The organism is Bradyrhizobium sp. IC3123, assembly GCF_020193625.1.
GTDB lineage: Bacteria > Pseudomonadota > Alphaproteobacteria > Rhizobiales > Xanthobacteraceae > Bradyrhizobium > Bradyrhizobium yuanmingense.
Genome location: NZ_JADYVF010000001.1, coordinates 755421 through 778156 on the forward strand (window position 1 = coordinate 755421; position 22736 = coordinate 778156).

Here is a 22736-nt window from a genome sequence, read left to right on the forward strand (position 1 = left end):
CAACATCGCGCGTAGTCCGCCCGCCGAAATTACCGAAGGCGAAGAGGGCAGCGCACGGCTTTTACCCGCGGATGTCGCGCTGCTACAGTTTTGCGCGCGCCGCGGTCAGCGGCGCCGTGACCAAGAAACACACCGACAAGGGGAGGGACCGAAGTCCCATGAAGGATTTTGCTGGAAAGATCGCAGTCATCACCGGCGGCGGCACGGGCATGGGGCGCGAGCTCGCGCGGCAGCTCGTGGCCGAGGGCTGCAACGTCGCCATGTGCGACGTCTCGGAGGCCGCGATGGCCGAGACCAAGCGGCTGTGCGAGGCCGAGAAGCTGCCGCAGGGGCTGCGCGTCACGACGCACGTCGCCGACGTCGCGATCGAGGACCATCTGAAGCGTTTTCGCGATGAGCTCGCCGAGCAGCAGCAGACCGACAGGATCCATCTGTTGTTCAACAATGCCGGCATTGGCGGCGGCGGCAGCCTGTTCACCAACACCCGCGAGCAATGGGAGCGCACCTTCAACATCTGCTGGGGCGGCGTCTATCTCGGCGTGCGCACCTTCCTGCCGATGCTGGTGGCCGCGGACGAAGCCCACATCGTCAACACCGCCAGCGTCAACGGCTTCTGGGCCTCGATCGGCATGAACCAGGCGCACACCGCCTACAGTGCGGCCAAATTCGCAGTGAAGGGATTCACCGAAGCGCTGATCAACGATTTGCGCCTGCATGCGCCGCACGTCAAATGCTCGGTGGTGATGCCCGGCCATATCGGCACCTCGATCGTCTCCAACTCGCGCAAGGTGCAGAGCGCCGACGGCTCGGAGCGGCTCAATGCCGATGAGGTCGCGCTGACCCGCAAGCGCATGGTCGCGGCCGGCGTGCCGGATGCCGACGGGATGTCGGACGAGGACATCCAGGCGGCGTTCGCCGAGCGCGCCCGCAGCTTCCTGGAGGATGCGCCGACGACGGCGGCAGAAGCCGCCAAGATCATCCTCGACGGGGTCAAGGCGGAGCGGTGGCGCATTCTGGTCGGCGAGGACGCCAAGCTTCTCGACGAGCGCGTGCGCGCCGCGCCGGAGCAGGCCTATGACCGCGCCTTCTTCGAAAGTTTTACGCAGGAGGTCGGCTGGCGGCTTGGTTGAGGCCGCTGCCGGGGCGCCCACCCATCGCACCCGAGGAGGCACGTCAGCGCCGTCTCGAAGGAGAGGCGTGCGCGCACGCCGCCGCCAGGGGTCATATTCGTTAGCGCGCCAACGAGGCGCGCTAATATGGCTATGATGGTCGTCATGGCAAGAGATGCTCGGACAATTCTATGTGTCAGCTGCTGCCAATGTTCGTCGCGCACTATGAGCTGTTGGAATGTCACCCATCCGTCATGACGATGTTCAAGCGATGTTGATCTCACATGCCTGTAATGACACGCGCGCCGGCTTGGTCGGCGACTTAAAATGGTTTAGTCAATCGGGGTAACGCGACGATTAGAGCGTAGCTCCCAATGATGCCCGCCTGCCTCTCCGACGACTGGACCTTTTGCCCGGAGCGAGAGGACATTTCAGCTGAGTTCACGCGGCTGCTCGCGGCGGCCCAGGAGGGCGGCGCCACGATCGCGGAATGCCTGATGATCGCGCGGCAGCTGAAGCGCGGCGACGACCGCTCCTGGCACCGCGAGTGGAAGAAGCTGGCGCAGACCAATCGGCAGCGCGCGGAGACCGCGTTCGCGGAGGGCCACCGCGCCAGTGCGCAGCGCAATTGGCTGCGCGCCATGAACTATTATGGTGCCGCAGCGATGCCGCTCGATCCCGCCGACGAGCGCCGCTGGGTCGCCGTGCTGGCCATGCAGGAATGCGCGCGCCGCTATCTCGCCGCGCGCAGCCCGGCCGGCGAGGTGGTGACGATACCCTGGCTCGACGGGCACTCGCTGCAGGGATACTTCCTACCTGCGCCATCGGGGAAGGAGCCGGCGCCGACCGTGATCTGCATCGGCGAGCCCGGCCACCGCAAGGAAGAATTTCTGTTCAAGCTCGTGCCGCACGCGCGCGAGCGTGGCTTCTCGATGCTGGCGCTCGACCTGTTCGGCGACCAGCGCGACGATTTTCTCGAGGCGCTATTGCGGCGCCAGGATCTCGAGAGTGCGATCCCCGGCGTCATGGATTATCTGGAGATGCGGCAGGACGTCGATTTCGCGCGGGTCGGGATCATCGCCGATGGCTGGGGCTCGTCCTTCGTGGCGCGCGCGGTGCTGCAGGAGCCGCGGCTTGCCGCCGCCGTCTGCGACGGCGGCCTGTGGGATCTGCACGAGCGGGCCTTTTTCGCCAGCCGATTCGCGATGAGCGACGTCAGCATCGTCCCTGTGCCGCATGCGCCGCTGATGGCCTCCAGCGCCGACTGCCCGGTGCTGATCACGCTCGGGGAGGACGGCTGGCTCAAGGCCGACCGGGCGCGTCAGCTCGTCCGGAATTCCCGGCTCGGCAGCTCGGATGTCACGCTGAAAGTGTTCACCGCGGCGGAGACCGGCGCCGCGCAGGCCCATGCCGACAATCCGAGCCTTGCCAACGAATATATATTCGACTGGCTGGAATCGCGGCTCCGTGGCGCGGGGCGGATCTAGCGGCGAGCCGTCAGAGGTCCAGGCTGAGGCGGACGCAGGCCTTTTCCAGCCGGGTCTTCAGCGTCGCGAGCTTGGTGGTGAATTCGGCGAGCTCGGCCTCGTCGAACTCCTGGAAGACGAATTCCTTGATGGTCTTGTACTGCTCGTTGAGGCTCGCCAGGTGCTTCTGCGTTTTCTCGGTCAGGGATAGCCGGACCACGCGCGCGTCGGTCGGCGAGGGGCGGCGGCGCAAAAGGCCCTTCTTCTCCAGCAGCTTGGACTGGGTGGTGACGAAGGACGGATCGACGTGGAGGAGCTTGGACACGACGTTGACCGGAATGCCGTCGTCCTTGTCGAGGTCCGAGATGGCCATCAGGATCAGCCATTGCGGTCCGCTGATGCCGAGCGTCCTCGCCCAGAACTGACGCAGCTCCTCGAGATACATGTTGATCGACGATATCTCCCAGGTGAATCGCCTGATGATATCCAGGTTGCCGATGGTGCGCAGGCGCGCGCCTTCCTTCCTCGTCGCGGACACAGCGTCACTCCCGCAAGCTGATTCTCTTTCCGGCTCATTTTCGGCGGGCATAGTCCACGCAACTCTGCTCTGACGCAAGTGCAGAGCAGGGTAATGGTGTCACGAAAACTACAAATATGACCCGATCAGGCTTTTTGGCTCAACACCGGTGTTGCGTTGCGGCCACAGGGTTAGTGAAACCACAAAGCTGATCTAATAAACTATTTTGATTAACGGAACGGCGCGGGCATATTGATCCCGACGGTGGGGGGTTCTCGATCGTCCCGTTGCAGGTGGTTCGCTCACGTCCCTCGCGAATGCAGGTACGTCCGAAAACGCGAAGCGGCCGAGCGGATTTGATGAAGAGACGGGGATCTGGGGGGCCTCACGGTCCGGTCTCCGTGAAATGAGCAACTTGGAGGTTTTAAATGAAAGTGGTGAAGAGCCTTTTGCTCGGCACTGCGGCGGGACTGATCGCCGTTGGTGGAGCTCAGGCGGCTGATCTTCCGGTCAAGGCCAAGGCAGTCGAATACGTGAAGATCTGCTCGCTTTACGGCGCGGGTTTCTACTACATGCCGGGCACCGATACCTGCATCAAGTTTGGTGGTTACATCCGCGCTGACATGCTTCTCGGCGGCGGCGGCGACTATGGCTTCAGGAACAGCTCGAGCAGTGTGAACGGCGGGTCCAACAACCGTCTGACCAACTACTACTACAGCCGCGCTCGTCTGGACTTCAACGTCGATACCCGCACGGCGACCGAATACGGCGTTGTTCGCACCTACGCCGACCTGGTCGTCAGCTACGACACCACGAACGTCACCGGCAGCAACCCGTCGGCGTTCTCGACCAGTTCGGCCTCGCTCGGTCTCTACCATGCGTTCATCCAGTTCGCGGGCTTCACCTTCGGCCGCACGGTCTCGATCTTCGACGCTCCCTGGCAGAGCTATCCGGCCGGCGGCCCCGATACCCTTCCGGGCGGCTCCAACCACGTCAACGGCGTGAACCAGGTTGCCTACACGGCTGACTTCGGCCAGGGCATCACTGCTTCGTTCGCGCTGCAGGACGAGACCTCGGCGAACAATGGTCAGTCGAACCTCTGGAACGTGTCGTCGGGTACGGCGGCGCAGTTCGTGACCGGCGTCTATGGCGCCAGCGCCTGGGGCGGCACGCGCATGCCCGAGGTGATCGGTCAGGTTCGTGTCGACCAGGCCTGGGGTCTGGCGCAGATCTCGGTCGCGGCCCATGAGCTGCATTCAGCCTATTACGGCGCGACTGAAGTCACCGGTCATCCCTCCGACAAGTGGGGCTGGGCCGTGCAGGGCGCCTTGTCGATCAAGAACATCCCGACCGGCGCGGGTGACGTCATCAACCTGCAGGCCGTCTACACCGACGGTGCGACCCGCTACAACTTCCAGAGCCTGTTCCCGCAGAGCTTCTTCATGTTCAGCGGCAGCGGCAACGGCGCGTATCAGAGCACCGGGTTCGCCGGTCTCGCCGACGGCGTGTTCGGAACCGGTACCGGCATCGATACCGTCAAGACCTGGGGCTTCCGTGGCGGCTATACCCACAACTGGAGCCCGAACTGGGCCAGCGCCATCTACGGTGGATACGCCCAGCTGAAGTACGGCAACACGGGCAAGGCCCTGATCTGCACCAACTTCGCCGCAATCGGGTTGGCCGGTTCGACCTGTAATCCGGACTTCAACTTCGCGGTGGTCGGTGTGAACACCGTGTGGACCCCGGTCAAGGGCCTGGCGTTCACTGCCGACTTGAGCTGGTCGCGTCTGGACCAGAAGTACTCCGGCTTCATCGCGAGCCCGGGCATTGCCAGCGCTGCGAAGCCGGCGGCCGTGTACGAGCTGAAGGACCAGGACTCGGTGAGCATGCTGCTGCGCGCTCAGCGCAACTTCTGATCCTCGATCCCGCAAATCGATCGGAGACCCCCGGCGGGAAACCGCCGGGGTTTTTCATGGGCAAGAGTTTCGGAAAATCGAATGCCGTTGCGGAACACGAAGGCGAGCCATGCGATTCCGTCGCGTCAAACTTATTTACTTACTTGAGCTACTAAGCTATATCACTGCCAGCCAGATACGAAAGTTGCGGCTCTTAGCTTCATGCTAAGCCTCCAGAAACCTCCGGCGATGCCCCGCCGGAGGTTTTTTGTTGTCCAGATGCCCGCAACGTCAGCCGCGTATCACGCGGGTGCGCGCCGGCGGCCGGTAGGCGAGGCGGCTGTGGCCGGCGCAATAGGGCTGGCCGTCCGGCGCCGTGTTGCCGCAGAAGCAGAAATCGGCTGCGCCCGGCGTCGAGATCGGCCAGCGGCAGCGATTCTCCGACAGCTCCAGCAACGAGCAGCGGTTGGCCTCGTCGATTGGGCCGGCAAACACCGGCGCATCGGTCTCGCCATAGATCGTGGCGAGCATCTCGTATTGCAGCCGCGGCACGGCCTTGCGCATCCGCGCCGGCGCCAGGCCTTTGTCCTGGACCTTTCGGTCGTCGACCGTCCGGCCGCGCGTCAGATTGAGCCGCGACAATTTGCCGATCACCGCGTTGCGGCTGACGCCGATGTCGGCGGCGATCTCGCGACAGGAGAGGCCGGCCTCGAAGTGCTGCTTCAGGAGTTCGATTCGTTCGTCGGTCCAGGTCGGTGAGAGAACAGGCATTTGTCGGCGATCCCAGGTTGCAGATGTCGGCCATCCGCGGTCTCGAGATCCGTCCGCCTCACGTACCGAGCGCGCTCACGTCCTGCCATTGTCGCGGATCGACAGAAGACCGTCTTTGATGGCGAGACGGATGCCTTCCTCGATCAATGTCCGTGCGACGCCGGGAACGCTGGTGCCGTGGGTGCCCTGTCTCACCAGCTTCTCCAGATACGCGATGGTCGAGAGCGCCAAGGTTACGGGAATGCGGTCAGTCTCGGCTTTTTCGGTGGCCATGGCCCGAACGCTAGCCTCTTACTCGGGTACATAAAAGTAACGATTAAGACTCTATTTAGGTTCGGGGGTGGAAGTCAAATCAGCGCTGGGGCGGAAGCTCACGTGATTGGAATCGCTTGAGAATCGGACACATCACGACGCGCCGCCGGGAAGACCGGGCGGCGGCGTGATGTCGGCAGGTCAGGAAAGGGCGCTGCGGCTCAGCCGTGCACGATCGCCTTTTCGATCATGCAATGGATGCCTTTGGCGCCGTTGACGGTCTGGGTCACCCGGAGATCGGCGGCGAGGCTGCACAGCGTGTAGGCATCCTCGCGCGACAGATTTCGCGTTTCGCCGAGCAGCGCGATCATGTCGCGGAGCGCGCGCACCACGCATTGGTCGAGATCGGGGTCCATCGCCATGGTCATGTAGTGCGTCGGCGTCTCGGCGCGGGGGTAGTCGAGCTTCAGGTCCTTGCGGAGCGTCAGGCGGAAGCGGCCCTGCAGCGCGGTCTCGATCGCGGTGACGCAGACCTCGCCGTCGCCCTGCACGCCATGGCCGTCGCCGCAGGAGAACATTGCCCCCGGCACGAACACCGGCAGATACAGCGTCGCACCTGCGCCGAGCTCCTTGTTGTCGAGATTGCCGCCAATCGCGCGCGGGATCAGCGAGGAGATGCGGCCCCAGGCTGGCGGCGGCGATACGCCCATCACGCCGAAGAACGGCTTCAGCGGCAGGTCGAGGCCCCACGGCATGCGGCCGACCATCCTGGTACGGTCGAGCGGAATGTTCAGGATCCGCGTCTCGTGGAAATCGTCGGGTAGGGTGCCGGACAGCGGCTTGATCATGTTCCAGCCCCAATCCTGCCGGAGCTGCACGTCGAGGATCTCGACCGCGAGCACGTCGCCGGGCTCGGCCCCTTCGATCGCGATCGGACCGGTGAGGATGTGGCCCGGCAGCATGCGCTCGTTTTTGGCATGAACCTGGTGCATCTCGGGCGGAATGTGAAACCTGTCGCGATCAGGCAGCATGTCGGGGCCGCCGCTGATGGTATCGACCGTCACCTCGTCGCCGCTGCCTACGGTGAGGACGGGCTCGAGTGCGGCTTCGAAGAAGCCCCAATGGCAGGTTTCGGGGCTGCAATGCAGGTGATGATGGGTCATTTGCCGCGTCCGGTTGGTTTGATCGGTCCGGGCTTGACCCGGCGATCGATCCTCTTTCAAGAAGGATTTCCGAACAAGGCCGTGCCGGCCAAGTCCGCGCATGGCAGGCACGATCATTCCAGCGAGGCTCCTCTGTTTTTCGCTCTCTCCAAGACCATCGGCGTCGCGCTGCTGCCGATCAATCTTCTGGTCGAGCTCGGAATTGTGTCTGTCGTGCTGATGGCGACGCGCTTTGCCGCGTTTGGCCGCCGGCTTGCCGTGACCACGCTGGTGCTGCTGGCGCTCGCGGCGTTCTCGCCGCTCGGCAATCTCTTGATCTACCCGCTGGAGTCGCGCTTCCCGGCGTGGGACGCCTCGCGCGGCGCGCCCGACGGCATCATCGTGCTCGGCGGCTCGGTCGACACCGATCTGTCGGCGGCGCATCGCACGCCGGTCGTCGCGCACGCGGCCGATCGTCTGTTTGCGCCGGCCGAGCTTGCGCGCCGCTACCCCAATGCGCGCATCGTCTTCACCGGCGGCTCCGCGAACCTGGTGTCGAGCGAGGCCAGGGAGGCCGACTATTCCGCGCCGATCCTGGAGAATCTCGGCATCGCGAAGGACCGCCTGATCCTCGAGCGTAACTCCCGCAACACCTGGGAGAATGCGATCTTCACCAAGCAATTGGTATCGCCAAAGCCCGGCGAGCGCTGGCTCCTGGTGACGTCGGCCTTCCATATGCCGCGCTCGATGGGGATCTTCCGCAAGGCCGGATTTGACGTCGAGGCCTATCCGGTGGACTGGCGGATGGGAGGACGTGAGGATCTATTCTCCTTCACCAACATGGGCGCGGACGGCTTGAGACGAACCGAAGTTGCGGTGCGCGAGTGGATCGGTCTTACCGCTTACCGTCTGATGGGCAGGATCTCCGAGTTGCTTCCGGGACCGGGCAGGGACTAGAACAAAGCCGCAAAACAAGAATACGCGGCGCACCATCGCCGGCGCGGAGGAAGCCATGCAACAGCAGAGTACGGGCAGGATCGACCTTGCCGGCCTCGTCGCCGATCTCAACAGCCTGCTGCGGCTGAAGACGAACGTGATCGGCATGAAGCTGTTCGCGAGCGTCGCAGAAATGGAGGCGATCCCGAAGATCCGCCGCCCGAACGCAATTCACACCACCGATCAGATTGTCAGCATGGCCGCGCGCCTGGGCTGGACCGTCGGCATCACCGCCGACGATCTCGTAGGCGCCCAATGCCGCGCGGTGATCGGTCTTGCGCCGCAGGACGAGAAATGGCTCGCCGGCGAAAACTATGTCGGGGTCTGGCACGGCACGGCGGAGGACGCGCGCAAGCGCCAGGCGGCGCTGGACGTGGTTCCGTTCGGGCACTATCAGGCGCTCGCCGTCAGCCCACTCGCGAGCGGCCGGCTCGATCCTCCCGATATCTGCCTCGTCTATGCGACGCCGGGGCAGATGATCATCCTGATCAACGGGCTGCAATATACCGGCTACAAGAAGTTCGAATGGGGCGTGGTCGGCGAGACCGCCTGCGCGGATTCCTGGGGGCGGGCGCTCAAGACCGGGGAGCCCAGCCTGTCCTTGCCATGCTATGCCGAACGGCGCTATGGCGGCGTGCCGGACGAGGAGATGCTGATGGCATTGAAGCCCTCGCATCTCGCCAAGGCAATCGAGGGCATGAAGGCGCTGGCGAAGAACGGCCTGCGCTACCCGATCCCGCCCTATGGCATTCAAAGCGACGTCCGTGCCGGCATGGGCGTGAGCTACGCGAAGAAGTAAAGGCCGATCATGAGCTCTGCGAAATTCGACATCGTCGTCTACGGCGCGACCGGCTTCACCGGCCAGCTCGTCGCCGAATATCTGGCGGCGCATTACAAGGACGACAAGGCGCTGAAATGGGCGATGGCGGGCCGCAGCCTCGACAAGCTGAAATCGGTGCGCGATGCGATCGGCGCGCCGGCCGACACGCCGCTGATCGTGGCGGATGCGTCGGATGCGGCGTCGCTGAAGGCGATGGTGGCGCAAACCAAATCGGTGATCACGACGGTCGGCCCCTACCAGTTCTACGGCGAGGACCTGTTAGCTGCCTGCGTCGCTGCGGGTGTGGATTATTTCGATCTCTGCGGCGAGCCGGTCTGGATGCGGCAGATGATCGACAAGTACGAGGCGGCGGCCAAGGCGAGCGGCGCGCGCATCGTGTTCTCCTGCGGCTATGATTCCGTGCCGTTCGAGCTCGGCACCTTCTTCGTGCAGGAGGAAGCCAGGCGCGTGTTCGGCGCGCCGGCACCGCGCGTGAAGGGCCGCGTGCGCGACATGCGCGGCACGTTGTCAGGCGGCACGGCGGCGAGCGCGAAGGCGACCTTCGACGCCGTCGCCAAGGATCTCAGCCTCGTCGCCATCCTCAACGACCACTTCGCGCTGACGCCTGATTTCACCGGCCCGAAGCAGCCCAAGGGCAACAGGGCGGTCTTCGAGGAGGACCTGCAATCCTGGGCCGCGCCGTTCATGATGGCGCTGATCAACACCCGCAACGTCCATCGCTCCAACATGCTGATGGGCTTTCCCTACGGGAAGGACTTCGTCTACGACGAGATGGTGCTGACTGGCCCCGGCGAGAAGGGTGAGGCCAACGCCAAGCGCGTGATGGCGGCCAATGCCGAGAAGACCGGCCCGAACGCGCCGAAGCCGGGCGAGGGGCCGTCGAAGGAGGAGCGGGAGAACGGCCTGTTCAACCTGCTCTATGTCGCGATCGCCCCCGACGGCCGCATGGTCCGCGCCGGCGTCACCGGCGACCGCGATCCCGGCTACGGCTCGACCTCGAAGATGATCTCCGAATGCGCCATCTGCCTGCTGCGCGATGCGAGCGACGTTCCCGCCGGCTTCTGGACGCCGGGCGCAGCGATGCAGCACAAGCTGATCAAGCGGCTGCAGGACAATGCCGGGCTGACGTTCAAAGTGGAGAGCTAGGTTGGCTCTCGTAGGGTGGGCAAAGGCGCAACGCCCCGTGCCCACCATCTCTCGGTGGTGGGCACGCTGCGCTTTGCCCACCCTACGGCATCGTCTCTGTCACGCCGCCCGCGCATCGTACGCGTACATGAAGTCCATGCCCTTGGCGCCCAGCGGCAGCAGCCATTTCAGCATCTGATTGCGCATCCAGGCGCCGGTGGCGCTGAACTCGCGCTTGTTGTTGCCGTTGCGGCGGGCGATCGCGACGATCTTCTCGGTGCGCGGGCGGCGCTCGGCCTCGAAGGCCTGGAAAGTGGCGCCGAGCTCCTGGCCCTCCTGCATCAGCCGAGCAAATCGCATCGCGTCCTCCAGCGCCAGCGAGGCGCCCTGGCCGGCGTGAGGGCTGGTCGCGTGCGCGGCATCGCCGATCAGAAGCGAACGCTTGCGCGACCAGGTCGGCAGGGTCGCGACGTCGAGCGTGTCGGTGACCACGATGTTCTCGGCCGTTTCGATGATGGCGGGGATCGGATCATGCCAGCCGTGATGGAAGCTGTGCAGATGCTGCTTCAGCGTCGCATGGTCGAGCGCGCGGAACGTCGCCGCGTCCATGCCGTGCGCCGGCTGCGTGCTCCACCACATCACGCCGTCTTTCGGATCGGAGCTGCAATAGGCGTAGCCGAAGAAGCCGCTCTGGCCGAAGGTCGTTTCGACGTGCTGGCCGCTGGATCTGCCGTCGAGCACGGCATGCGGCACGAAGCCGCCGAAGCCGATCAGGCCGGTGTCGAACGGCTGCGGGCCGTCAGGCACCACCTGGCGGCGCACGACCGAGTGCACGCCGTCGGCGCCGATCAGGAAGTCGCCTTCGGCGGTGGTGCCGTCGGCGAAGTAGGCGATAATCGGCTGGTCGCCGCGATCCTCGATCTTGATCAGGCGTTTCTCGAAATAGAGCGAGACAGAGGCGCACCAGGCCTTGTCGATCAGGATCTCGTTCAGCGTGGCGCGCGCGATGTTGACGGCCGGCTGGCCGAAGCGCCGCGCCAGGTCGCGGTTGATCGAGCCGAGCTTCTCGCCGCCCTGCGAATAGAAGTTGAAGGCTTCCGCGACCGAGCCGCGGTCGATCAGCTGCTTCGCCAGCCCGATCTCGTCCAGGACATGCATGCCGTTCGGTGCGATCTGCAGGCCGCCGCCGGTCCCTTTCGAATAGGGCCAGGCCTCGTAGATCGCGGATTCGATGCCGGCGCGGCGCAGCAGGATCGCGGCGACGGGGCCGGCGATGCCGGCGCCGATGATCAGCGCCTTGCGGGGACGGTGGGCCATGGCTTGCTCCCGACGTTTCCGTGGTGCTAGGAGAAATTACGGTCACTAATTATCTTAGTGACTAAGATATATATTGCCTAAGAGATGAGGTGGGCCTTGTCAAGGACGAAGGCGCGCGCTGCGCTGCTGCAGGAACTCGAGGACGCCATGCGCAGGTCCTCCGCGCAGGGCGTGCTCTACGGACAGACCGTTGCCAACGTTGCCGGAATTGCCAATTCCGATCTCGAATGCATGGACATCCTGTATCTCGAAGGCCGCGTCACGGCAGGGCGGCTCGCCGAGGTCACCGGCCTGACCACCGGTGCCATCACCGGTGTTGTCGACCGGCTCGAAAAGGCGGGCCTGGTGCGGCGCGAAAGAGACGAGAAGGATCGTCGCAAGGTCTTCATCGCGGTCGTGCCGGAGGCGATCGCCGGCCTCGGCCAGTATTACGTGCCGATGCAGCAGGCGATGGAGAACGTCTGCAACGGCTATTCCGACGAGGAATTGCGGCTGCTGCTTCGCTTCTCCAATGAAGCATACAAGGGCACGCTCGCGGCGACCGAGGCACTGAAAGGTCTGCTCGACACGCCGCCGGAAAAGCGGCCGGATCTCAAGCTGAAGAAGCGTCCTCGCCGGACCTGAGCTTGTAGACCTGCGCGGCCGCGATCATGCCCCACACAGCGCCCAGCATCATCCAGAAGTGCCGCCAGTGGTCGGTGTCGATCACCAGGCTTTCGCCGACGGTGCCGAGAAAGGCGGAAAAAATCGCGAGATAGGCGCGCTGCCACGGCACACGGACGAAGACGTGGCGGAAACCCATGATGACGGTGGTGAAGACCAGCGCGGGATAGCACACGCCGGAGAGCCAGCCGCCGGACATGAAGGCGTTGAGGTAGGAGTTGTGGGTATCCTCGGGGAAGTAGCGGTTGAATTGCAGTGGACCGATGCCGAACGGCAGGTCGAGCGCCATCTCCGCCCCCAGGATGTGCCGGCCGAACCGGCCGAAGCGGCCTTCGTCATAGCTCTGGTCGAAGCTCGCGCGCTGCTTGAACATCTCGGCCGTGGAATCGAACGACAGCAGCACGGCGATCAGCGCGAGGCCAAGCACCGCGGCAACGATTGCCATGATGACGATGCGCGAGCGCTGTGCGTTGGTGCGGCTGGTCAGCACCATCAGCGCCAGCATGAAGGCGGAGGTCAGCACCAGGCCGCCCCAGGCCGCACGCGAGAAGGCGAGCAGGATCGCCAGCGACATGATGCCGAAGGCGATGACGTTGCGGAATGCCTTGGCCAGTTTATCGGAGACCACGCTCTGAAGCGCGAACAGCGCCGGCAGGATCAGGTAGGCGCCGAGCACGTTCGGGTCCTTGAAGGTGCCGCGCGCGCGGCCGTAGAGCGTCAAGAGCTCGTTGCCGCCGGGAACCAGGTGGAAGTAGCCGGCGATCGCCAGCAGCGAGGCAATCATCGCGCCGACCACGAGGCCGCGGCGCAGCATGTCGAGCCGGGCCTCGGTGTCCTCGGAGATGACCATGGCGAAGAACAATACGGTCACCGCCATGTACCAGGAGGTCGCGATCCAGCTCACCACCTCCGTCCGCTCGTACAGCGGAATCGCGCTGATGGTGTAGCCGACATTGAGCAGGATCAGCATCAACAGCAGCGGCATCAGCACGAGACGCAGGCGCAGGCCGGTGGCGAAAAAGGTGACGGTCGCGAGCAGCGTCGCGATCTCGTAAGGGCTCGGCTCGATGAAGACGATGGCGCCAGAGGCGCCGACCAGCCACACCAGCGCGCGCTGCAACGCCAGCACGCCGGGCGCGGCCGTTGCGGCTGCGTTCACTCCACCGGCTGTCGCCGCATACGCCATCACACGCTCATACGCTTACGCAACTCATGCGCCACAACACAGCCGTCATCGCCCGGCTTGACCGGGCGATCCAGTACTCCGCGGCGCCTATCGTGGAAACCACTGGCGCTACGGAGTACTGGATGCCCCGCCTACGCGGGGCATGACAGAGAAACTCAATACGCGTTCTCGTTCTTGGTCAGCAGCGAGACCGGCGTCTTCAGGAGAATGACGAAGTCGAACAGCACCGACCAGTTCTCGATGTAATAGAGGTCGAACTCGACGCGCTTCTGGATCTTCTCTTCGTTGTCGATCTCGCCGCGCCAGCCGTTGATCTGGGCCCAACCGGTGATGCCCGGCTTGACGCGGTGGCGGGCGAAATAGCCGTCCACGGCTTCGTCGAACAGCCGGCTCTGCAGCTTGCCCTGCACCGCATGCGGGCGCGGGCCGACCAGCGACAGATTGCCTGAAAACACCACGTTGAAGAGCTGCGGCAGTTCGTCCAGGCTGGTCTTGCGGATGAAGCGGCCGACGCGGGTAACGCGCGGATCGTTCTTGGTCACCACCTTCGAGGCGGTCGGGTCGGCCTGATGGTGGTTCATCGAGCGGAACTTGTAGACGTCGATGCGCTCGTTGTTGAAGCCGAACCGCTTCTGTCGGAACAGCACCGGGCCGGGGCTGTCGAGCTTCACCGCGAGCGCAACCAACGCCATCACCGGCAGGGCTGCGAGCAGCGCAAGGCTGCCGACAATACGGTCGAACAGCCATTTCATCACCAGGTCCCAATCGGTGATCGGCGCCTCGAACACGTCGAGCGTCGGCACCTCGCCGAGATAGGAATAGGAGCGGGGCCGGAAGCGCAGCTTGTTGGTGTGCGCGGAGAGGCGGATATCGACCGGCAGCACCCAGAGCTTCTTCAGCATCTCCAGGATGCGGGTCTCCGCCGAGATCGGCAGCGCGAACAGCACGAGGTCGACGCGGGTGCGGCGGGCGAACTCGACGATGTCGTCGACCTTGCCGAGCTTGCGCGCGCCGGCGCAGGTGTCGAGCGCGCGGCTGTCGTTGCGATCGTCGAACACGCCGAGCACGTGGATGTCGGAATCCTCCTGCGCCTTCAGCGCCTCGACCAGCTGCTCGCCGTTGCTGTCGGAGCCGACGATGATGGTGCGGCGGTCGAGCCGGCCCTGGCGCGCCCAGGCGCGGACCAGCGCGCGCAGCACCAGGCGCTCGGCAACCAACGCGGCGAGTCCGAGGAAGTAGAAGGCGGCGAGCCACAGCCGCGAGATTTCGCTGCCGAACTTGGCGAAGAAGGAGATGCCGATGAAGAGCAGGAAGACGAACGACCAGGACGAGATCATCCGCGTCATCTGCCGGAGCTGACCACGGAACAGCTGCACCTGGTAGATGTCGGCAGCCTGGAAGCAGACCACGGCGGCGATGGCGACGGCGATGACCTCGGCTGGATAGATCCAGCTGAACGCCCCCGCGAGCGGCATGACGTAGCCGAGATAGATTGCGATGCCGACGAGGCTCAGCAGCGCGAAATCGGCAAGGCGCACGAAGCCGGCGATCACGATCGGCGAATAGGCGCGGGCGACCTTCTGGTTGACGACGTCGAGCGCGGCAGGCGAGAGCCGGCGACGGCGCTCCACGAAGGGCTGGTCAGCAGGCTTTGCCGCAGCGCTGGCCGCGGCATCGAGCATCGAGCGTGCGTTGAGCGGTTCCACGGGCGTTCACGTCCATTCCAGAACCCGCGGCACGGCATTGCGCGCCCGGGCAAGCATACCCTGGCGCTTCGATTATCGAACAAATCGGAAGATTCTCTAAAGCTGGACTTAAGGATGGTTAATGATTGGCAAATGCGTCGCGATAGCCGGCGAGCACGCCCTCGACCATCGCGGCTTGCGAGAAGTGCGCCGAGATGCGCTCGCGCAAGGAAAGTGCGCGTTGCGCGGTGGTTTGCGGATCGTCCAGCGCTGAGGCGATCGCCTCCGCCATGGCCTCGGGATCGCTCGGGCCGAACAGTGCGGGGCTGTCGACGCCCAGGATCTCGGGAATGCCGCCGATCTTGGATGCGATCATCGGAATGCCCGCGGCCCCGGCCTCGATCACGACATAAGGCATGGAATCGCCGCGCGAGGGGACGACGAGCAGCCGCCCCTTGGAGAAGCCGTAGCGCGCCTTGACGTGACCGATGAAGCGGATGGCGTTCGCCAGGCCGAGCCGCTCGACCTGCGCCTTCAGCGCGGCCGTCTCCTCGCCGTCGCCGCCGAGCGTGAGCGTGACCTTCTTGCCGCCCTCGTGCAGGCGCGCCACGGCATCGACCAGCAGGTCGGCGCCCTTGATGTGCCTGAACTCGCCGACATAGCACAGGTCGGTCGCATCCTCGGCGGTGATGACCGGCTCGAATTCCTCCGGCGTCACGCCGTTGAAGACGCAATGCACCACGCCCTTGGGCGTGCCGACGATACGCTGATAGGTGTCGCGCGCAAAGGCACTCTCGAACAGGAACAGGTCCGTGGAGTCCATCAGCGCGCGTTCGAGCCGCGCGTAGAACTCGCCTTTGAAGGTGTTGAGCGGATAATGCAGCGAGCCGCCATGCGGGGTGTAGATCCGGATCGTGTCGTCAGAGCGCCGCCGCATGCGGATGAAGGCACCGGCCTTGGCGCCGTGGCCGTGCAGCACGTCGGGCTTGAGCGTGGCGATGAGCCGCCGCATTCGGAGCCATACCAGGACGTCATCGGGCGACGGCTCGCGGCGGATCGCCATGCGGTGGACGCCGAGCTTCAGGCGCGGCGCAAGCTCGGTCAGCGCCTTGTCGGCGCGCTCGCCGCCGGTGAGGCTGTCGGCGAGGATGCCGACATGATGGCCGCGGTCGACCTGGCCGTTGGCGACGTCGAGGATGTGGCGGAAGATGCCGCCGACCGGAGCGCGCACGGCGTGAAGGATGCGAAGCGGCCGGTCGGGAGAGGGGGGCATGATCAAAACCAGCTCGACGGCGACTTGCCGAACAATTCTCGTGAAAAATCGAGATGGATTAAGGGGCCTCGTGGTTAACAAACGGTGACGGGTCGACGTGCACAAGGCGCGGGTCGTCACGATTAACCCAGCGGCAACCTTAATGGAGTGTAATCGCCCCGGTTGAGGTAGAGTCGCAGCATTGCCCTGCGGGAGTGTTCGATGCGTTTAGCGTTCTGGCGTGCCGGCAAGGACAAGGCTGTGATCGCGCGGGCCGTCGCGAAGTCCAAAGGCGAAGCTGCGCCCAAGAGCGAAGCGAAGGCTGAAAAGCGCGAAGCGGAAGCCGAAAAGATCGAAGCCAAGGTTGAGGCCAAGATCGAAGCGAAGCCCGAAGCGAAGCCCGCGCCCGTCATCGCCAAGCCTGGGCAGGTCGAATCCGGCGACATCGACCTGCACGCGCTCGGTGCGGCCCTGGCGCGCAAGCGCGGCTGGGTCATCGTGCCGACGGTGCTGGCGCTCGTTGCCTCGCTCGCCATCGTCAATCTCGTCACGCCGCGCTACAAATCTGAAACCCGGATTCTGATCGACGGCCGCGAGAACGTGTTCCTGCGTCCGAACAGCGACCGCACCGAGGAGCGGCAGGCGCTCGATGCCGAGGCCGTCACCAGCCAGGTGCAACTGGTGCTGTCGCGCGATCTGGCGCGCGAGATCATCAAGAAGAACAAGCTCGCCGAGCGCCCCGAATTCGACCCGGTGCTGCAGGGCATCTCGCCGCTGAAGTCGCTTGCCGCGCTCGTCGGTATCGTCCGCGATCCGTTCGCGATGACGCCGGAAGAGCGCGTGCTCGATTCCTATTACGAGCGACTTTCGGCCTACGCCGTCGACAAGTCGCGCGTGATCGTGGTCGAATTCCAGTCCGCCGATCCCGAGCTCGCCGCGCGCGTCGCCAACTCGATCGCCGACGGCTATCTCGTGCTGCAGCAGGCCGCGCGCCAGGAGCAGGCCAAGAACGCCAGCCAATGGCTGGCCGGCGAGATCGAGAGTTTGCGCAAGAAGGTCTCGGACGCCGAGGCGCGGGTCGAGGACTTCCGTTCCAAGTCCAGCCTGTTCGTCGGAACCAACAACACCACGCTGTCGAACCAGCAGATGGGCGAGGTCAATACCCAGCTCAACAATGCGCGCTCGATGAAGGCGGATGCGGAATCCAAGGCACGGCTGATCAAGGAGATGCTCCAGAGCGGCAAGCCGATCGAGGCGTCCGAGGTCGTGAACTCCGAATTGATGCGCCGGCTGTCGGAGCAGAGGGTGACGCTGCGGGCGCAGCTCGCCGAGCAATCGTCGACGCTGCTCGGCAATCATCCCCGCATCAAGGAGCTGAAGGCTCAGCTCGGCGACCTCGATAATCAGATCCGCGATGAAGCCGCCAAGATCTCACGCTCGCTCGAGAACGACGCCCGCATCGCCAGCGGCCGGGTCGATGGCCTCACCGTGAGCCTCGAGCAGCTCAAGAAGCAGGCGGCCTCCACCAACGGCCAGGACGTCCAGCTCCGCGCGCTGGAGCGCGAGGCCAAGGCGCAGCGTGATCTGCTCGAGACCTATCTTGCCAAGTACCGCGAGGCCAACACCCGCGAGACCATCGACACCGCGCCGACTGACGGCCGCATCATCTCGCGCGCCATCGTCTCGAACACGCCGGCCTATCCGAAGAAGCTGCCGATCGTGCTGATCGCAACGATCGCAACGCTGCTGCTCTCGTCCGGCGTCGTCGTCACCGGCGAGTTGCTGCGCCAGACCGCGCCGGGCGCGGCAATGGGCTCCGCGCAGACGCCGGTGCGCCAGGAGCCGCTGGTCGTTCAGCGGGCCATCGAGCCCGTGGTCGAAAGGGGCGGCGAACCAATGCTCGATCCGGTGTTGGCGGAGCCCGCGCCGCTGCAGCCGGAGATGGCGGCCGATTTGGATACGAGTGAATTCGCCGAGATCGAGCGTCTGGCCGACGATCTGCGTGCCGCGGGCGCTGCGGCCAAGAAGGTTACGGTGCTCGGCACGGCGCCGGGCGACGCCATCACGCTGTCGACGCTGACGCTGGCGCGGAACCTGGCGCGCGATGCACGCGTCGTCGTGGTCGATCTCGCCGCCTCCTCGCCGACCATTGCCGCAGTCTCCGCCGATGCGCAGGCTCCCGGCCTTGCCGAGCTGATGCAGGGCGAGGCCTCGTTCGCGCAAGTCATCACCCGGGACAAGCTGTCGCGGCTGCATCTGGTGATGGCCGGCCGTCCCGGCTTCGACCGCAGCCTGCTGCAGTCGCCGCGCGTCGCACTCGCGATCGACGCGCTGCTGCGGGCTTACGATCACGTGCTGATCGACGCCGGCAGCGCCTCGGACCTGCCGGCCGACCTGTTGACGGCCCATGCCCGCGCCGTCGTGGTGCCCGATGCGTCGATGGCGGCGGATGCGCGCGCGCAGATGTGCGAGCAGCTTAGAGCCGTCGGCTTCAGCGCGGTGGCGATGCTGAGCAAGCCGGTGCAGCCGTCCGATGCCGCCGAGACGCCGCGCGTGGTGGCGGCGTAGGCTTTCTTACCCTCTCCCCTTGTGGGAGAGGGTGGCTCGCCGCGTTAGCGGCGAGACGGGTGAGGGGTATCTCTCCGCGAGTTCACCTTTCCATTCGAGCTCGCGGAGGCATACCCCTCATCCGGCGCTTCGCGCCACCTTCTCCCACAAGGGGAGAAGGGAAGACAGCCGTGCAAGTGGAAAGAGCTACCCGAACGCCTGCCGTAGCCGGCGGGCCATGTCGAACAGCATCTGGTTCTGCTTCACCAGCCGCTTGCCGTGGCTGAGCGAGGACATCGCCATGGCCGCGAGCTTGCCGCGCGAGGTCAGGGGGACGAAGCTGTCGAAGATCGCCTCGTCGTCCTTGCAGAACATCCGCTTGTAATCGTCCGAGCCGATGCCGAGGTCGAGCGAGCGGTAGCCGCGTTCGCCGTAGCGGTCGATGATGTAGCGCATCAGGATCAGGCCGGGGCTGTAGCGGGCGTGCTCGGACATCGTGTAGGTGTTGAACATCATCGAGAAGCGCTCGCCGTCGGCGACGCCGGCGAAGATCGCGATCACCTCCTCGTCGCATTCCAGCGCATGGATGTCGATGACATGACCTTCGCCGCGCGGCGCGAGGCAGGCGCTGCGGACGAACTGCTCGACGCCGGGTTCGGCGAAGACGTTCGGCAGCTTCTGCTCCGCCATCCGCGCCGGCTTGACACGGAAGAACCAGTCGAGCAGGCGGATGATGTCTGCGTCCGACGTCGCCAGGTGATAGCGGTAGCCGGCGAGGGACTGAAGCTTCTTCTCCTTGCTCTTGAGGCGGCGGCGGAGGGAATTGCTGATCCGCGAGGCCGGCGGGCCGCCCGGCTCCATCACCAGTCGCGGGCAACCGTTGATCGGGCGCTGCCGCGGCAGGGCTGCAAACGGGTTTTGCTGGTCGTGCCAGCGCTCGGGCTGCTGTGTCAGTGCGAGCACGTCGGCGTGCTCGCCGAGCGGCGCAAGCAGTGCATCGAGATCGGCGCTGGCGGCCTCGGCTGCGAACTCGGCGTTCCACAGGCCCATGTTGAAGGTGGTGTGCTTGCCGCCCATGAAGCCGGCGGTGCGCACGCCGTGGCCCTGCCGCAGCGAGAGCGGCAGCAGCAGGAGCGGGCGCCGATCGGCGTCGCGGGCGATCACAATGAACGGCCGGGCACCTTCACGGGCGCCGACCAGCCGCTGCCATGGATCGAGCAGGTCGAAGCGCTGGTAGGGCGTGAAGAGATGGCCGCTCGCCTCGAAGCCGCGCCAGACCGCCTCGGCCTCGGCGAGATCCGTGACGATCTCCACTCGCGCGATACGGCTCGCTCTCGACCGCGCTGGCGCTTCTGCCGTCCGGCTTTGCATCGCCGCAGCCATGGTCATTCGCGAAACCTGTCGAGAAATCGAAAATACGTATTTCGGCCCGTGGCCGACCTTTGCAAACAAAGGTCAACAAAGGGTAATGACTGGGGCGAGGGAACTGACCGCCGGCGCGCGCGAAGGGTGGGATTTTGGCTTCCGACGACAGACGGTTGGAACGGCTGCGCCTCGAGCTGGCCTGGTTCACCGGCCAGGCCATGCTGCGCAGTCGCGGTGCCGGCGCCATCCTGCGTTTCCGCTACGTGCGGCCTCGGCGGCGCGGATTTCAGCCGCTGCGCGAGCACGAGATTACGCCGCAATTCCTCGATCGCGCCATCCGCGCGCTGAAGCGGTGGAACTACGATTTTCTCGGCATGGACGAGGTCTGCCGGCGCGCGGTGATGCTGCCGGAGAAGCGTCGCTTCGTGGCGCTGACCTTCGATGGCGCCGGCAAGGATCTCATCACCTTCGCCTATCCAGTGCTGGCGCGTCACGCCGTGCCTTTTACGATCTATGTGCCGACCGCTTTTCCCGACGGCGTCGGCGAGGCTTGGTGGCTCGCCCTGGAGCAGGTGATCGCGCGCGAGAGCCGCATCGACCTGATGATGGGCGACAAGGAGCAGCGCTTCACGGTCGCCGACAAGGCCGGGAAGCAGGCGCTGTTCTCGCATCTGGAGAGCTGGCTGCGCTCGCTGCCGCCGGCGGATCTGTCGGCCGCGATCGCCGATCTCTGTACGCGCTACCGGATCGACCTCGCCGCGCTCTCGCGCGAGGCGTCGATGGATTGGGAGGACCTCGCCAGGCTCGCCGGCGATCCGCTCGTGACGATCGGCAGCGCAACGGTGAACTATCCGATGCTGGCCAACATGAAGGCCGCGGCCGCACTGCGCGAGATGACGATGGGCAAGGCCGTGGCGGAATCGGCTTTCAACCGCGAGATCAGGCATTTCGCCTATCCGTTCGGCGACCGCGCTTCGTTCCGGCGCAGCCACGTCGTGATGGCGGAGCAGGCGGGCTTCGCCAGCGCGGCCTCGACGATCCCGGGCATCGTGGAGGCGGAGGGACGGACGAACTTGCGCGCGCTGCCGCGGATCTCCTGGGACGGGCGGGTGCGCTCGCTGCGGATGCTGCGCGTGCTGGTGTCGGGCGCCGCTTTTGCGCCGGTGCGGCCGACCGGGAGCGCTACGAGCCAGACCTGAGGCGATCGGGCCGCTGCATCCAGCTCACGATCGGCATCGCCGGCAGCACCCAGCCCATGCCGACCACGACGTAGTAGATCGCCTGCCGCCAGCCGGATTCGGCGATCCACGGCATCTGCGCCGCCGCCATGCCGAGCAGGGCCCAAACGGTGGCCAGCACCAGGAGCAGGATGGCGCCGAGGAACTTGCGGGTGCGGATCGTCATGGCGGGAACTTTAAGGCTGTCGCGTTACTTGCGCTGCGGGAGCGGGGGACTATAAGGGGCACTCAACCGGGTTCAAGTCTCTTCGCCACAGGCTTGGTTTTGTCCTTGAAATGACGACGAATTCCGCCCCATCCGAGCCGCATCGCGCCGTGCGCTGGTGGCTGATCTGTGTGGCCGCGCTGATCGCACTGATGGTGCTGGTTGGCGGTGCGACACGGCTGACGGAATCGGGCCTATCGATCGTCGAATGGAAGCCGGTCGCGGGCAGTGTTCCGCCGCTGTCGGAAGCGGCATGGGCCGAGGCGTTCGAGGCCTACAAGAAGATCCCGCAATATCGCGAGCTGAATTCAGGCATGAGCCTGTCCGAGTTCAAGACGATCTTCTGGTGGGAGTGGAGCCACCGGCTGCTCGGCCGCTTCATCGGCGTCGCCTATCTGCTGCCGTTCCTGTTCTTCCTCTGGCGCGGCGGACTGTCGGGTGAGCTGAAGCGCAGGCTGTGGCTGCTGTTTGCGCTCGGCGGCCTCCAGGGGGCGGTCGGCTGGTGGATGGTGGCCTCGGGCCTGACGGAACGCACCGAGGTGTCGCAATATCGGCTGGCGACGCATCTTTCGCTCGCGCTCCTGATTTTCGCGGGGATCGTCTGGACGGTGCGGCGGCTCGAGCAGCGGCGGCAGATCGCGGCGCCGGCTCGGCTGCGGTTCACGAGCGCGGTGCTGCTCGCGGTGACCTTCGTGCAGATCTATTTCGGTGCGCTGGTCGCGGGCTTGCGTGCCGGGCGGGCCTACAACACCTGGCCTGAGATCGATGGGGCGCTCATCCCCTCGGCGGAACGGCTGTGGTTCGAGACGCCGTGGTGGCGCAACATGTTCGACAATGTGCTGACGGTGCAGTTCGAGCACCGCATGACCGCCTACGTGTTGATCGTGCTGGCGCTGCTGCATGCGATCGACGCGGTGCGCTCGCGTGCAGGTGCGGCCGCGAGCGGCGCGTTGTGGCTGTTCGCGGCGGTGAGCGTGCAGGCGGTGCTCGGCATCCTCACGCTGCTCAACCAGGTGCCGATCGATCTCGCGCTGACCCACCAGGCGGTTGCGATCGTGGTGTTGACGCTGGCAGTGATGCAGGTGGAGCGGCTGGCGTCACGGCAGTCTGTGCAGGCGCAGCCGCGCGCGGTCCCCGTGGGGCAGCCCGGCTGATCACCATCAG

General features: G+C 65.3%; 20 protein-coding genes. 10 read left to right on the top strand and 10 right to left on the bottom strand.

Translation table 11 applies throughout. The features are described from left to right. Window positions 1-158: 158 nt before the first annotated feature. On the top strand, window positions 159-1130 hold the full coding sequence (locus I6F20_RS03805; protein WP_036010412.1) for an SDR family NAD(P)-dependent oxidoreductase: 972 nt from the start codon (window positions 159-161) through the stop codon (window positions 1128-1130). Window positions 1131-1483: 353 nt separating this feature from the next. Beyond that, the gene (locus I6F20_RS03810) at window positions 1484-2596 is read left to right on the top strand and encodes an alpha/beta hydrolase family protein (protein WP_036010398.1); all 1113 of its coding nucleotides are present in this window, start codon (window positions 1484-1486) and stop codon (window positions 2594-2596) included. Window positions 2597-2606: 10 nt separating this feature from the next. On the opposite strand, the gene I6F20_RS03815 is transcribed toward I6F20_RS03810, so the two are convergent. Next, window positions 2607-3113, bottom strand: coding sequence for a MarR family winged helix-turn-helix transcriptional regulator (locus I6F20_RS03815; protein ID WP_036010395.1), 507 nt, complete (start codon window positions 3111-3113; stop codon window positions 2607-2609). A gap of 407 nt (window positions 3114-3520) precedes the next feature. Between I6F20_RS03815 and I6F20_RS03820 the strand changes: the two genes are divergently transcribed. Continuing rightward, window positions 3521-5008, top strand: a complete 1488-nt coding sequence (locus I6F20_RS03820) for a porin (protein WP_225125134.1) — start codon at window positions 3521-3523, stop codon at window positions 5006-5008. A gap of 270 nt (window positions 5009-5278) precedes the next feature. Here the strand turns inward: I6F20_RS03820 and I6F20_RS03825 are convergent, their stop codons facing one another. From I6F20_RS03825 to I6F20_RS03835, 3 genes are all read right to left on the bottom strand, one after another. After that, entirely contained in the window at window positions 5279-5758 is a 480-nt protein-coding gene (locus tag I6F20_RS03825; protein WP_036010389.1) for a GcrA family cell cycle regulator, read from the bottom strand. Between the two features lie 75 nt (window positions 5759-5833). After that, window positions 5834-6031: a hypothetical protein gene (locus tag I6F20_RS03830; protein ID WP_024341172.1), complete on the bottom strand. Its 198-nt coding sequence runs from the start codon at window positions 6029-6031 to the stop codon at window positions 5834-5836. Window positions 6032-6231: 200 nt separating this feature from the next. Then, window positions 6232-7173 carry an acetamidase/formamidase family protein gene (locus I6F20_RS03835; protein WP_225125135.1) on the bottom strand — a complete coding sequence of 314 codons (942 nt, stop codon included), beginning with the start codon at window positions 7171-7173 and terminating at the stop codon, window positions 6232-6234. Window positions 7174-7341: 168 nt separating this feature from the next. On the opposite strand from I6F20_RS03835, the gene I6F20_RS03840 reads away from it, so the two are divergent. The 3 genes from I6F20_RS03840 to I6F20_RS03850 are packed head-to-tail and all read left to right on the top strand — an operon-like array spanning window position 7342 to window position 10135. Next, window positions 7342-8109, top strand: a complete 768-nt coding sequence (locus I6F20_RS03840) for a YdcF family protein (protein WP_036010382.1) — start codon at window positions 7342-7344, stop codon at window positions 8107-8109. Between the two features lie 55 nt (window positions 8110-8164). Continuing rightward, on the top strand, window positions 8165-8947 hold the full coding sequence (locus I6F20_RS03845) for a DUF169 domain-containing protein (RefSeq protein ID WP_225113075.1): 783 nt from the start codon (window positions 8165-8167) through the stop codon (window positions 8945-8947). Between the two features lie 9 nt (window positions 8948-8956). Next, on the top strand, window positions 8957-10135 hold the full coding sequence (locus I6F20_RS03850) for a saccharopine dehydrogenase family protein (RefSeq protein ID WP_225125136.1): 1179 nt from the start codon (window positions 8957-8959) through the stop codon (window positions 10133-10135). 99 nt (window positions 10136-10234) lie between these two features. Here I6F20_RS03850 and I6F20_RS03855 read toward each other — a convergent pair whose 3' ends face one another. After that, window positions 10235-11431 carry an FAD-dependent monooxygenase gene (locus tag I6F20_RS03855; RefSeq protein WP_225125137.1) on the bottom strand — a complete coding sequence of 399 codons (1197 nt, stop codon included), beginning with the start codon at window positions 11429-11431 and terminating at the stop codon, window positions 10235-10237. A 147-nt stretch (window positions 11432-11578) separates the two neighbouring features. Here I6F20_RS03855 and I6F20_RS03860 point away from each other — a divergent pair, with 147 nt between their 5' ends. Continuing rightward, the gene (locus I6F20_RS03860; RefSeq protein ID WP_225125332.1) at window positions 11579-12055 is read left to right on the top strand and encodes a MarR family winged helix-turn-helix transcriptional regulator; all 477 of its coding nucleotides are present in this window, start codon (window positions 11579-11581) and stop codon (window positions 12053-12055) included. Here I6F20_RS03860 and I6F20_RS03865 read toward each other — a convergent pair. The 3 genes from I6F20_RS03865 to I6F20_RS03875 all read right to left on the bottom strand — a co-directional run bounded on the left by I6F20_RS03865 (window position 12024) and on the right by I6F20_RS03875 (window position 16238). Then, complete coding sequence (locus I6F20_RS03865) at window positions 12024-13280, bottom strand: O-antigen ligase family protein (protein WP_225125138.1); 1257 nt, start codon at window positions 13278-13280, stop codon at window positions 12024-12026. The two genes, I6F20_RS03860 and I6F20_RS03865, sit on opposite strands and share 32 nt — an antisense overlap. Window positions 13281-13435: 155 nt before the next feature. After that, complete coding sequence (locus I6F20_RS03870) at window positions 13436-14986, bottom strand: undecaprenyl-phosphate glucose phosphotransferase (RefSeq protein WP_225125139.1); 1551 nt, start codon at window positions 14984-14986, stop codon at window positions 13436-13438. Between the two features lie 118 nt (window positions 14987-15104). Continuing rightward, the gene (locus I6F20_RS03875; RefSeq protein WP_036025444.1) at window positions 15105-16238 is read right to left on the bottom strand and encodes a glycosyltransferase family 4 protein; all 1134 of its coding nucleotides are present in this window, start codon (window positions 16236-16238) and stop codon (window positions 15105-15107) included. Between the two features lie 201 nt (window positions 16239-16439). Between I6F20_RS03875 and I6F20_RS03880 the strand changes: the two genes are divergently transcribed. After that, window positions 16440-18785: a GumC family protein gene (locus I6F20_RS03880; protein WP_225125140.1), complete on the top strand. Its 2346-nt coding sequence runs from the start codon at window positions 16440-16442 to the stop codon at window positions 18783-18785. A 186-nt stretch (window positions 18786-18971) separates the two neighbouring features. On the opposite strand, the gene I6F20_RS03885 is transcribed toward I6F20_RS03880, so the two are convergent. Beyond that, complete coding sequence (locus tag I6F20_RS03885) at window positions 18972-20153, bottom strand: GNAT family N-acetyltransferase (protein ID WP_225125141.1); 1182 nt, start codon at window positions 20151-20153, stop codon at window positions 18972-18974. A gap of 128 nt (window positions 20154-20281) precedes the next feature. Here I6F20_RS03885 and I6F20_RS03890 point away from each other — a divergent pair, with 128 nt between their 5' ends. Further along, entirely contained in the window at window positions 20282-21328 is a 1047-nt protein-coding gene (locus tag I6F20_RS03890; RefSeq protein WP_225125142.1) for a polysaccharide deacetylase family protein, read from the top strand. On the opposite strand, the gene I6F20_RS03895 is transcribed toward I6F20_RS03890, so the two are convergent. Continuing rightward, window positions 21312-21533: a DUF2842 domain-containing protein gene (locus I6F20_RS03895; RefSeq protein ID WP_036010340.1), complete on the bottom strand. Its 222-nt coding sequence runs from the start codon at window positions 21531-21533 to the stop codon at window positions 21312-21314. The two genes, I6F20_RS03890 and I6F20_RS03895, sit on opposite strands and share 17 nt — an antisense overlap. Window positions 21534-21643: 110 nt before the next feature. Here I6F20_RS03895 and I6F20_RS03900 point away from each other — a divergent pair, with 110 nt between their 5' ends. Continuing rightward, on the top strand, window positions 21644-22726 hold the full coding sequence (locus I6F20_RS03900) for a COX15/CtaA family protein (protein ID WP_225125143.1): 1083 nt from the start codon (window positions 21644-21646) through the stop codon (window positions 22724-22726). Window positions 22727-22736: the final 10 nt, after the last annotated feature.